The 8,784-nt window shown below is 68.9% G+C and carries 6 protein-coding genes; all 6 read left to right on the top strand.

Annotation, left to right across the window (positions count from 1 at the left end; translation table 11 throughout):
- The first annotated feature begins 442 nt into the window (after positions 1–442).
- Positions 443–1,183, top strand: a complete 741-nt coding sequence (locus ABZ260_RS39805) for an FCD domain-containing protein (protein WP_355627924.1) — start codon at positions 443–445, stop codon at positions 1,181–1,183.
- A gap of 719 nt (positions 1,184–1,902) precedes the next feature.
- A complete protein-coding gene (locus ABZ260_RS39800; RefSeq protein ID WP_355627921.1) occupies positions 1,903–2,865 on the top strand; it encodes an endonuclease/exonuclease/phosphatase family protein in 963 nt (320 codons plus the stop codon).
- A gap of 292 nt (positions 2,866–3,157) precedes the next feature.
- Positions 3,158–3,805, top strand: a complete 648-nt coding sequence (locus ABZ260_RS39795; protein WP_355627918.1) for a PadR family transcriptional regulator — start codon at positions 3,158–3,160, stop codon at positions 3,803–3,805.
- 164 nt (positions 3,806–3,969) lie between these two features.
- The gene (locus ABZ260_RS39790) at positions 3,970–4,647 is read left to right on the top strand and encodes a class I SAM-dependent methyltransferase (RefSeq protein WP_355627915.1); all 678 of its coding nucleotides are present in this window, start codon (positions 3,970–3,972) and stop codon (positions 4,645–4,647) included.
- Positions 4,648–5,111: 464 nt separating this feature from the next.
- Positions 5,112–6,824 carry an ABC transporter ATP-binding protein gene (locus ABZ260_RS39785; protein WP_355627912.1) on the top strand — a complete coding sequence of 571 codons (1,713 nt, stop codon included), beginning with the start codon at positions 5,112–5,114 and terminating at the stop codon, positions 6,822–6,824.
- Entirely contained in the window at positions 6,821–8,716 is a 1,896-nt protein-coding gene (locus tag ABZ260_RS39780; protein WP_355627909.1) for an ABC transporter ATP-binding protein, read from the top strand. The genes ABZ260_RS39785 and ABZ260_RS39780 overlap by 4 nt, the downstream gene beginning before the upstream one ends.
- Positions 8,717–8,784: the final 68 nt, after the last annotated feature.

Raw genomic sequence — 8,784 nt, 5'->3', positions numbered from 1 at the left:
TTTTCGGCGGGGGGCGCCATAACTTTTTTTTCATTTATAATGGGCGGGTTTGGTCATCCCGGCCCTTTCTCATGGAACTCCCGCAGGGGCGATCGTGTGGGATAGAGGTCAAAGCCGTCAAGCTGGGAATCGGTGATCACCGTCATTGGGCCCGCACCGGAGGCGGCCGGGAGCGGCTCTGAGCAACCGGCTCGCCTCGCCGAGCGGACGGCGGACAAGGCCCGTTCGCGTACCGACAGGAATACGTCGATACGGTGCGCTGGTCGCGGAGCGTCCGTGAAGGGGCGCGGCGGTCACCGGGAATCACATGCCAAGGGGCAGGAAGCCAGTACTATCCTTGATCACTTCCTGATCGATATCGTGTGGCGAGATTGATGCATACGATAATTAGCATCAGATGTGGGTGCACCATTTCATCTTCGATTAGCTCTCCGGAGACGCGATGAACAACAGTTCAAGGACACGCCCGCAGAAGACCGCGGTGCTGATCGCCCGACGGATCATCGACGACGTACGGCGCAACGGATACTCCGTTGGTGACCGACTACCGTCCGAACGGCTCATGCTGGAGGATTACCAGGTGGGCCGGGGCACGCTACGTGAGTCGTTGCGTTTCTTGGAGTTGCAGGGGGTCATCTCCCTCAAGCCGGGGCCGGGGGGCGGCCCCACGCTGGAAAAGCCCGATGCGTCCAACCTCGCCACCGCCCTCGTGCTACTGCTGCAGTTCGAGAATGCGCCGTTCCGTTCCGTGGTCGAGGCGCGAGTAGGTCTCGAACCGATGATGACCCGACTCGCGGCCGAGCGGATGACGGGCGAGCAGTTGCAACGTTTGGCCGAGTCGGTCGACGGGATGCGGGAGAATCTCAATGATCGCGAGATGTTTCTCGACACCAACAAGGCGTTCCACGACATCATCGCGTGGTCGTCGGGCAACGCGCTCTTCGGTTTTCTCATCGACGCGCTGCTGGGCATAATCGACGGCACCGCACTGGGGGTGAACTATCCTCTGCACCGCCGTTCCGCCGTACTCAAAGCGCACACACGCATCTTCGAGGCGCTCAACGCTCATGACGGTGACTCGTCCATGGCCGCGATGGAAGCGCACATCCAGGAGTACCTGCGTTATGTGGAGAAGAAGTACCCCGAGGCGATGGCGCAGCCGGTGACGTGGGACCTGCTGTAAGACCGGTCGATCGCCGACCGTCCCGTGTGCCCCGGCCTGCGTCGCGCCGGTGACCACTCCGAACTCGCCCCCTCCGGTTGACGTAGCCGGGATACGCCTGACCCCATCCTCTGAGAAATCCCAACAGAATGGGGTCGGCCGAGTCCTCGGACATGATCGGTCGTTGTACCGGTCGCGAGGAAGGGCGAGCAGCCACCGCGGATCGCGCTCGACGGGCTCCCGCCTTCCCCCGGCACCGTTTCCAACCGGTTCACCTACCTCAGACGAACCTGTCTTTCGCGCGTGGCGTACAGCCGCCGCTTTCAGGAAGCCGAGCTTCTCCTCGAGTTCGCGCGTTCGTGCGCGCCCAGGACCGGTGAGCGGCCGCGGTTCCCGGTACGCGTGGGCATGGTGGCGGCCCTTCGCCCGATGCCCCAGGCCGTCGTTCTCCGCGGCGCCCCTGATCACGTAGGCCAGGATCTTCCAAAGCATCAGGGGCTTGCCGGTGCCACGCGCGTGGCGCAGCAGTGAGTCGAAGGTCCCGTTGCCCAGCGTCATGCCCGAGGCCAGCACGGCGTCGCAGCCGTCCAGCGCCGCCTCGGCCTCGGTCACGTGCGGCTCGCCCCATTCGGTTTCTTTGCAACCTCGTGGGGCACCGCCGGTCTGGCCTCTCGCATCTGCGCGGATAAAGCCTCCGATCTCCACCGAATCTGCACAGAAGACCGTTACGCTCCCGGTTCATGATCAGATCGAGATGGGTGGGCCTGCTGCTGGTCTGGCCGATGGTGCTGCCGTTCGCGGTGTGGGCGGTGCTCAGGACCGGTGGGTGGACCCCGCTGTGGCAGTGGGTCCCCCTGGTGGCCTTCACCCCGTACGCGGCGGTGGCCTCGGTGATCCCGCTGCTCCTGGCCCTGGGGCTGCGCCGCTGGGCGGCCGCGGCCCTCGCCCTGGTCACCAGCGCGGTGCTGGCGACGGCCGTGCTCCCCCGTTACTTCGCCGACGGCGACCAGCCCGCCTCGGACGAGCGGCTCCGGGTGCTCGCCGCGAACCTGGCCGTCGGCGCGGGAGACACCGACGCCCTGATGGATCTCGTGCGCTCCCTCGATCCGGACGTGCTGGCCCTCCAGGAGCTCACCCCCGCCGCACTCGAGCGTCTGGAGGCGGCCGGCCTGCGCAAGCGCATGCCCCATGTGGTGGATCGCGCGGTCGACGGGGTACACGGCTCCGGCATCTACTCCAGGCATCCCATCACCGAGAAACCTCTGATCGCGCTGGGCAGGTTCCGGCAGGCACGGGGAGTGATCAGGCATCCGAGCGGCCACGAGATCGAGGTCGTCTCGGTCCACCCCTGCGCGCCCAGGTACGACTACAAGGTCTGGTGCTGGGACGAGGGGCTGCGGGCACTGCCCAGGGCGGGCGGGCAGCTGCGGGTACTGGCCGGCGACTTCAACGCCACCCTCGACCACGGGCTGGTACGCGACCTGCTCGGCAGCGGCTACCGCGACGCGGCCGACGTCACCGGGAACGGCCTGATCCCCACCTGGCCGCAGCAGGGCTGGGAGCCCCTGCCCGGTGTGACGATCGACCATGTGCTCGCCGACTCGCGCATGGCGGTCAACAGCTTCGGCGTCCACCCCCTGCCGGACACCGACCACCGCCCGGTCTTCGCCGAACTCGGCCTGCCCCGGTTCACGGGTCACTGAGCCAGGCCGGGCCCATCACGGTCCGCGGCAGCGCGGCGGACCGGCCTCCGATTCAGGATCAATGTCGCCAGGTCATGCCGCCGCCCCTTTCCCGCCGTCTTTCCCACGGGGTACGGGTGACCGTTTTCTCGGCTCCCGGCTGAAAGTCAGAGGATCATCGCCCTCGCGGGCCGGGTTTCCCTTACCAGGATCTGGCCCCGCGGATACCGGTCGTCTCACTCGGGCGCGGTCATGGCGGAACGTATACTCGCCTGCGTATACTCGTAGGCGAGTATGAAGGGAGGGCGGTGGTATGGCCAAGCGCCGCAAGGTGGGCAACATGCTCGCCCTCGCCGTGCTCTCGGCGGTCTACGCCAAGCCGATGCATCCCTACGAGATGGCCTCCGTGCTGCGCGAGCGCGGCAAGGACCGGGACATGAGGATCAAATGGGGATCGCTCTACACCGTGGTGCGAAACCTTGAGAAACACGGGTTCCTCGCGGTGGTCGAGAGCGTCAGGGACGGCGCGCACCCCGAGCGCACGATCTACCGCATCACCGATGCCGGGCGCGAGGAGCTCGTCGACTGGGTCCGCGAGCTGATCGCGGTGCCCGAGCGGGAGCAGCCGAGGTTCGAGGCCGGCCTCTCGGTCTGGGGAGTCATCCCGCCGGACGAGGTGACGGGCCTGCTCCAGCGGCGACTCGCCCTGCTGGAGCAGGAGGTCGCGGACCAGCGGAAGACCCTGGCCGGATGCAGCCCCGAGGTCCCGCGGTTGTTCCTCGTCGAGTCCGAGTACGACCTGGCCATCCGCGAGGCGGAGATGAACTGGACCCGGTCGCTGCTCGACGAACTCACCACCGGCTCGTTCCCGGACCTCGCGATGTGGCGGACCTGGCACGAGACGGGCTGGATGCCGCCCGAGATCGAGGAGCTCGCGGAGAGGGGCACCGTCACCGACTGATCGGAGAGAACGGACCCGGCGGGGTGCGGGAACACCGCCGCCGGGTCGTCGACCTCGAACCGAAACCCGCGGAACGGAACCCGGCCACGAGGTGGCAACCGCAAGAATAGCCGGGCTCCTCCCAGGGCCGGTTCGGACACGCAACATCCGAAACCGGAGGAATCATGGAGAAGACACATCACAGGCAGTCCCAGGCCCCGCAGATGGAGGGGGCGATGGCGCGGTGGTACGCCCGCCAGCGTGGCTCGGCACCCCAGATCGCGGCGGTCAGGCGGCAGGCCGCGCAGCTCACCGGCGGCCTGCCGGACGGAGCCACCGTGCTGGAGGTCGCCCCGGGCCCGGGATATCTCGCCGTCGAGATGGCACGGCTCGGGTTCGCGGTGACCGGGCTGGACATGAGCCACACGTTCGTCGAGATCGCGACCGAGAGAGCCCACCGGACGGGCGTCCACGTCGACTTCCTGCGGGGCGACGCGGCCGACCTGCCCTTCGACGCCGGCTCCTTCGAGCTGGTCGTCTGCCAGGCCGCCTTCAAGAACTTCGGGCGGCCCGTCGGCACCCTGGACCAGATGCACCGCGTCCTGCGCGCCGGTGGGACGGCGGTGATCCAGGACATGAACGGAGACGCCTGCCGTGCCGACATCGACCGGGAGGTCAGGGGCATGGGGCTCAGCGGGCCGAACTCCCTCATGACGAAGATGACACTGACGGCGCTCCGGCGCCGCGCCTACTCAAGAGCCGGGTTCGAGCGCCTCGCGGCCGAGAGCGCCTTCAGGACCTGCGACGTCCACACCGACGGGATCACCCTGGAGGTCCGGCTGACCAAGCGCGACGCGGCCTGAGTCTCGCCTTCCGCGGAGACGGAGACACCGCGACGGTCCCCGGCGAGGTTCGGGCCGGGGACCGGTTCGTGCCCTCCCGCAGGATCCGGGCCGCGCTCCGGGGGAAGTGCACGAGGTCATCGGCCTCACTGACCCGGCGGTTACAGGATGGGAGCCGTCGCATCAATTGCCGACCCCGTACTCGGGCACGGAAACTGAATGGTCGCCCGCGCCGTGCGGGTGAGGGTGATCCGACGGGGCGTCCACCTGGAACGGTGGTGCGGGAGAACGGTTGAGCGGGGATGGGCCTCCGGTTCGCCATGCCCTCGAGCGGCGATCACCTGGCGTGAGCACCGTGAGGAGCGTGCCGCCTGTTGATGCCTCCTGATACTTCGGACACAGAAATCTCGGACACGGAAACAGAGTCCCGAACCCGACAGTCCCCACCTCTCCCCCGCCTCCGCGGGGCCCGCTCCCTGTGGCGGTTGAAGTCCTATCTGCGCCCCTACGCCACCCGCCTGGTCGTCGTCTGGGTGCCGGCCTTCGCCGCGGTCGGGATCGGCATCACCATCCCGCTGATCGGCAGAGAGATCATCGACGGCCCCGTCGCCCGGGGTGACAGCGAGGCACTGCTCCCCCTCGCACTGCTCGCCCTGGGGCTGGGCATGACCGAGGCGCTGCTCGTCTTCCTGCGGCGGTGGCTGCTGGCCGACGCGGTCCTGGGCCTGGAGACCAGCATCCGCGACGATTTCTACAGCCACCTGCAGCGGCTGCCGATGGGTTTTCACGCCTCCTGGCAGTCGGGCCAGCTGCTGTCCCGGGCGACGACCGACCTGTCGGCCATCCGGCGTTTTCTCGGCTTCGGCCTGCTCTTCCTCGTCCTGGTCACCGTCCAGATCGTGACGGTGACCGGGCTGCTGCTCCGTATGTACTGGCCGCTCGGGCTGCTGGTCGTCGTCTCTGCGGTGCCGATCGTGCTCACCTCGCTGCACTTCGAGCGCAGGTACATCCTCATCTCCCGCCGGGTCCAGGACGAGCAGGGCGACCTCGCCACCGTCGTCGAGGAGTCGGCGGCCGGCATCCGGACGATCAAGGCGTTCGGCCGCGGCCGGCATGTCTCGGGGATCTTCGAGGAGGGAGCGGTGAAGGTCTACGGGACCTCGATGGAGAAGGTCCGCCTGTCCGCGAGGTTCTTCACCTTTCTTGAGGTGATCCCGAACATCACCCTCGCGCTCGTGCTGCTGCTCGGCGCCCTGGCGGTCGGCTCCGGCACCCTGACGCTGGGCACGCTGGTGGCCTTCGCCACCCTGATGCTGCAACTGGTCTGGCCCATCTCGGCGCTCGGCTTCATTCTGACCACGGGCCAGGAGGCGATGACCGCGGCGGACCGGGTGATGGAGGTGCTCGACACCGAACCGGAGATCGTCGGGGGCACCCGCGTGATCGAGCGGCCCCGCGGACACCTGCGTTTCGAGGGCACGGGGTTCCGCTTCCCCGGCGCCGCCGAGCCAGTGCTTCACGATGTCTGGCTGGAGGTGCGACCGGGGGAGACGGTGGCGGTCGTGGGCGCGACGGGGTCGGGCAAGACCACCCTGACCTCCCTGGTACCGCGACTGTACGACGTGAGCACGGGCCGGATCACGATCGACGGCGTCGACGTCCGCGACCTGCCGCTGCCCGAGCTGCGCTCGCTGGTCGCCACCGCCTTCGAGGAGCCGACGCTGTTCTCGATGAGCGTCAGGGAGAACCTCACGCTGGGGCGGCACGACGCGACCGAGGAGGAGGTCGCTGCCGCGCTGCGGATCGCCCAGGCCGGATTCGCGTACGAGCTGCCGTGGGGCCTGGAGACCAGGATCGGCGAGCAGGGCATGTCCCTGTCCGGCGGCCAGCGCCAGCGGCTCGCACTGGCCAGGGCGGTTCTCAGCCGTCCCAGGATCCTCGTGCTGGACGACACCCTGTCGGCCCTGGACGTCGAGACCGAGGCCTTGGTCGAGCAGGCGCTGCGGCACGTACTGCGCGAGGCGACCGGCATAGTCGTCGCCCACCGGGCCTCCACGGTGCTGCTCGCCGACCGGGTGGCCCTGCTGCTGGACGGCACGATCGCGCACGTCGGCCGGCACCACGAGCTCATGGCGAGCGTGCCCGAATACCGCGCGCTGCTGTCCGCCGACCCCGACGCAGAGGAGGCGCGGCTGTGAGCGGCACGACTCCCCCCGCGGAGACCTCCGCGAAGATCCCGGCAGAGACCGGGAACGGCTCCCGGGAGTGGCGCGGGGTCGCCGCCGAGAACCAGGACGAGTTGTCGGAACAGGTGTCGTTCCTGCTGCGCAGCAGGTCCAGGCGGCTGCTGGGTGAGCTGCTGCGCCCGTACCGCAGGAAGATCGCCCTGCTTGTCGCGATCATCGTGACCTGCAACGTCGCCTCGCTCGCCATCCCCTACCTGGTCAAGGTGGGCATCGACGCGGGCATCCCGCCGATGGTCGCGGGCGCGGGGCCGGGGACGCTGGTGACCGTCGTCTCGGCGATCCTGGCCGCGGCGGTCATCCAGCTGGTGACCCGGCAGGTGTTCCTCAGGATGGCCGGACGCATCGGCCAGAGCATCCTGCTGGAGCTGCGGCGACGGGTCTTCCGCCACTTCCAGAGGCTGTCGCTGTCGTTTCACGACGACTACACCTCGGGCCGGGTCGTCTCCCGCCTCACCTCCGACATCGACGCCATCTCCGAGATGCTCCAGTCGGGCTTCGACGATCTCGTCACCGCCGTGCTGACGCTGGTCGGCACGGCGGTCCTGCTGCTCGTCCTGGACGTCCACCTCGGCGTGGTCGCGCTGCTGCCGCTGCCGGTCCTGGCGCTGTTCACCAACTGGTTCCGGCGGCAGTCGAGCATCGTCTACCGCAGGACCCGGGAGGCCGTGGCCCTGGTGATCGTCCATTTCGTGGAGTCGATGGCCGGCATGCGCGCGGTCCAGGCGTTCCGCAGGGAACCTCGCAACCAGACGATCTTCGCCCAGCTGAACGCCGACTACCGGGCCGCCAACCTGCGGGGCTCACAGCTGATCGCGGTCTTCTCTCCGGGCGTCAAGCTGATCGGGAACGTGACGGTCGCGGCGGTCCTGCTCTACGGTGGCATGCTGGCGATCCAGGGCGGGGTCACGGTGGGCGTGCTGGCCGCGTTCCTGCTCTACCTGCGCCAGTTCTACGAGCCCATGCAGGAGATCTCGCAGTTCTATAACACGTTCCAGTCGGCGGGGGCGGCGCTGGAGAAGCTCTCCGGCGTGCTGCAGGAGCGCCCCTCGGTGGCCGAACCCGGCGACCCGGTGATCCTGGAGCGCCCTCGCGGCCGGGTCGAGTTCCAGCACGTGGAGTTCTCCTACCTGGACGGCACCCCGGTACTGCCCCGGCTGGACCTGGTGGTCCCCGCCGGGCAGACCGTGGCCCTGGTCGGCACCACCGGGGCGGGCAAGACCACGCTGGCGAAACTGGTCGCCAGGTTCTACGACCCGGTGGCGGGGCGGGTGCTGCTGGACGGGATCGACCTGCGCGACCTCGGCGAGGAGTCGCGGCACGCCGCGGTCGTCCTGGTGACACAGGAGAACTTCCTGTTCAGCGGTTCGGTGGCGGACAACATCAGGTTCGGCCGGCCGGGCGCGAGCATGACCGACGTGGTGGCCGCGGCCCGGTCGATCGGCGCCGACGCGTTCGTCTCGGCGCTTCCCGAGGGGTACGACACCCAGGTCGGCAAGCAGGGCGGCCGGCTGTCGGCCGGGCAGCGGCAGCTTGTGGCGTTCGCCAGGGCGTTTCTGGCCGACCCCGCGGTGCTGATCCTCGACGAGGCGACGTCCAGTCTGGACGTCGCCGGCGAGCGGCTGGTGCAGCGGGCGATGCAGACGATCCTGGCGGACCGGACCGCCCTGATCATCGCGCACCGCCTGTCGACCGTCGAGATCGCCGACCGGGTGCTGGTGATGGACGGCGGCAGGATCGTCGAGGACGGCCCGCCGGGCGAGCTCGCCGGCCGGGCGGGCCGCTACGCCGGCCTGCACCGCGCCTGGCTCGACAGCATCTCCGACCGCCGGGACCTTCCCGGCTAACCGGCTGTGGCGCGTCACGCGAGGCAACCCGCTGTTCCTCCGCCATCTCGTGGAGGCCTGCCTGGCCT

It is taken from the genome of Streptosporangium sp. NPDC006013 (assembly GCF_040614275.1).
Classification (GTDB): Bacteria; Actinomycetota; Actinomycetes; order Streptosporangiales; family Streptosporangiaceae; genus Streptosporangium.
Note: the sequence above shows the minus strand (reverse complement) of the source record. Positions and strands in the feature narration are given on the sequence as shown.

Bases quoted from the DNA above. Each gene is read 5' to 3' on its own strand.
- ABZ260_RS39805 (WP_355627924.1), top strand. From the start codon at position 443: ATGAACAACAGTTCAAGGACACGCCCGCAGAAGACCGCGGTGCTGATC.
- ABZ260_RS39800 (WP_355627921.1), top strand. From the start codon at position 1,903: ATGATCAGATCGAGATGGGTGGGCCTGCTGCTGGTCTGGCCGATGGTG.
- ABZ260_RS39790 (WP_355627915.1), top strand. From the start codon at position 3,970: ATGGAGAAGACACATCACAGGCAGTCCCAGGCCCCGCAGATGGAGGGG.
- ABZ260_RS39795 (WP_355627918.1), top strand. From the start codon at position 3,158: ATGGCCAAGCGCCGCAAGGTGGGCAACATGCTCGCCCTCGCCGTGCTC.